The organism is Bradyrhizobium sp. YR681 (assembly GCF_000282615.1).
GTDB lineage: Bacteria > Pseudomonadota > Alphaproteobacteria > Rhizobiales > Xanthobacteraceae > Bradyrhizobium.
The window spans coordinates 1-2,156 of the sequence record NZ_AKIY01000165.1; the positions used below are offsets into that span (position 1 = coordinate 1).

General features: G+C 64.9%; 3 protein-coding genes. 1 reads left to right on the forward strand and 2 read right to left on the reverse strand.

Translation table 11 applies throughout. From position 1 onward, the window contains the following. Window positions 1–119 precede the first annotated feature (119 nt). The gene (locus PMI42_RS12825; RefSeq protein WP_008134629.1) at window positions 120–941 is read left to right on the forward strand and encodes a tetratricopeptide repeat protein; all 822 of its coding nucleotides are present in this window, start codon (window positions 120–122) and stop codon (window positions 939–941) included. 66 nt (window positions 942–1,007) lie between these two features. Here PMI42_RS12825 and PMI42_RS12830 read toward each other — a convergent pair whose 3' ends face one another. Continuing rightward, window positions 1,008–1,982, reverse strand: coding sequence for a type II secretion system F family protein (locus tag PMI42_RS12830; protein ID WP_008134631.1), 975 nt, complete (start codon window positions 1,980–1,982; stop codon window positions 1,008–1,010). Between the two features lie 9 nt (window positions 1,983–1,991). Next, on the reverse strand, window positions 1,992–2,156 hold a 165-nt coding region (locus PMI42_RS40435; protein WP_008134632.1), incomplete at its 5' end, for a type II secretion system F family protein.

Below are 2,156 nucleotides of genomic sequence, written 5' to 3' on the forward strand. Positions count from 1 at the left end.
CGGGCCGATGCCGCCGCAGACACCGCCGTGAGGAGCAGCCGGTGTTAACCGGCCATTAGGGTTAACGGTCTATTGCTGGCGCATTCGGCTCGATCCATCCGCTCGAGAGTCATAGCGTCATGCGTCAACGGTTCAGTCCTGCCCGGCTTCTCGCGTCGGCTTCGCTCGTCGCAGTGGTGGCCACGAGCCTCGGCGGCTGCACGGCGATGCCAAAACTTTCCGACGTCACCGGCTCGATCGGGCCGCGCGCGGAAGCCGCTCCCACCGCCCCCGCCGATCCGGTCCGCGCCGTCGAAGTCTATGGCGAGCGCTACCGTGCCAACCCCAAGGACGCCGAGGCCGCCCTCGGCTACGGCCAGGCCCTGCGCGCCAACGGCCAGCGCGCCCAGGCCGCCGCCGTGCTCGAGCAGGCGACCATCGCCAATCCCGGCAACAAGGCGCTGCTCGCCCAATATGGCCGCGCGCTGGCCGACAATGGCAATTTTCAGCAGGCCTTCGACGTGCTGTCGAAGGCGCACTCTCCCGACAATCCGGACTGGCGCCTTCTCTCGGTGCAGGGCACGGCGCTCGATCAGATGGGCCGTCACGAGGACGCCCGTGCCTATTATGTGAGCGCGCTGAAGATCGCGCCGGGTGATCCCGGCGTGCTCTCCAATCTCGGCCTATCCTACATGCTCTCGAAGGATCTGCCGAAGGCCGAGGAGGCCTTGCGGCAGGCCTACGCCTCGCCGCGCGCGAGCTCGCGGGTGCGGCAGAATCTCGGCCTGGTGGTCGGCCTGCAGGGCCGCTTCGCCGAGGCTGAGACCATCGTGAAGGCCGATCTGCCGCCAGATCAGGCCGCGGCCAATGTCGCCTATCTCAAGGAGATGTTGAACCGCAACGACGCTCCGCGCGGGGCACCGAAGCGGACGCCGGTCGCCTCGCTCAGCCGGCCGGACTGATCAGCCCCGATCTTGCGATCTTGTCGCCGCCCACGGACTGTGGGCTGCTCGCCTCCGCGTTTTCCGTCAGTGCAGCTCGGTGATCTTGATGCCGGTCGGGCCGAGAATGACGACGAACAGCACCGGCAGGAAGAACAGGATCATCGGCACCGTCAGCTTCGGCGGCAGCGCGGCGGCCTTCTTCTCGGCCTCGTTCATGCGCATGTCGCGATTTTCCTGCGCCATGACGCGCAGGGAATGCCCGAGCGGCGTGCCGTAACGTTCCGCCTGCTGAAGCGCCAGACAGACCGATTTAACACCCTCGAGGCCGGTGCGCCGTGCCAAATTCTCGTAGGCGACCTTGCGGTCCTGCAAATAGGACAGCTCGGCCGTGGTCAGCGTGAATTCTTCCGACAGCGCGATCGACTGGCCGACGATCTCGGTGGCGACCTTCCGGAACGCCATTTCGACCGACATGCCGGATTCGATGCAGATCAGCAGCAGGTCGAGCGCGTCCGGAAAGGCGCGCTTGATCGAGAGCTGGCGCTTGGAGATCGCGTTCCTGAGGAACAGCATCGGCGCCTGGAGGCCGAGATAGGCGGCGCCGACGCAGATACCGATCTTGATCGGCATCGACTGCTCCATATGCGCGATCAGGAACACGTAGATGACGGAGCCGACGAACAGCACGATCGGGGCAACCATGCGGGCGAACAGGAAGGTAATGTAGGGCGCCTGGCCGCGATAGCCGGCCATGATCAGCTTGTCCCGCGCCGCTTCCTGCGCGAGCCATTTGGTGAGGTTGAAGTCCTCGACGACCTTGGAGACGAGCTGCTTCGGGGTCTGGCGCAGCGAGACTTTCTCGCTCTTGTGGAGGCGGTCGCGCTCGCGCTGCCGAATGCGCTCGCGCTCGTTCGCCACCGCCTTCATGCGCTTGGACAGACCCTCGCCGGCGAACAGCGGCATCACCAGCGTATAGACGGTAGCGCTGGCGGCGATGGCCGCCAGCAACATGGTCATGAACCGGACGTCATGTAGTTTCGTAACGAGGAACTCGACCATACGGCACCGTCAGAAGTCGAAATTGATCATCTTTTTCATCACCATGATGCCGATCGACATCCAGACGACGCAGCCGACCAGCATCAGCTGGCCGGTGGGATGGGTCCAAAGCAGTGAGATGTAGTGTGGCGTCGTGAGGTAGACGAGGAACATCACGATCGGCGGCAGCGAGCC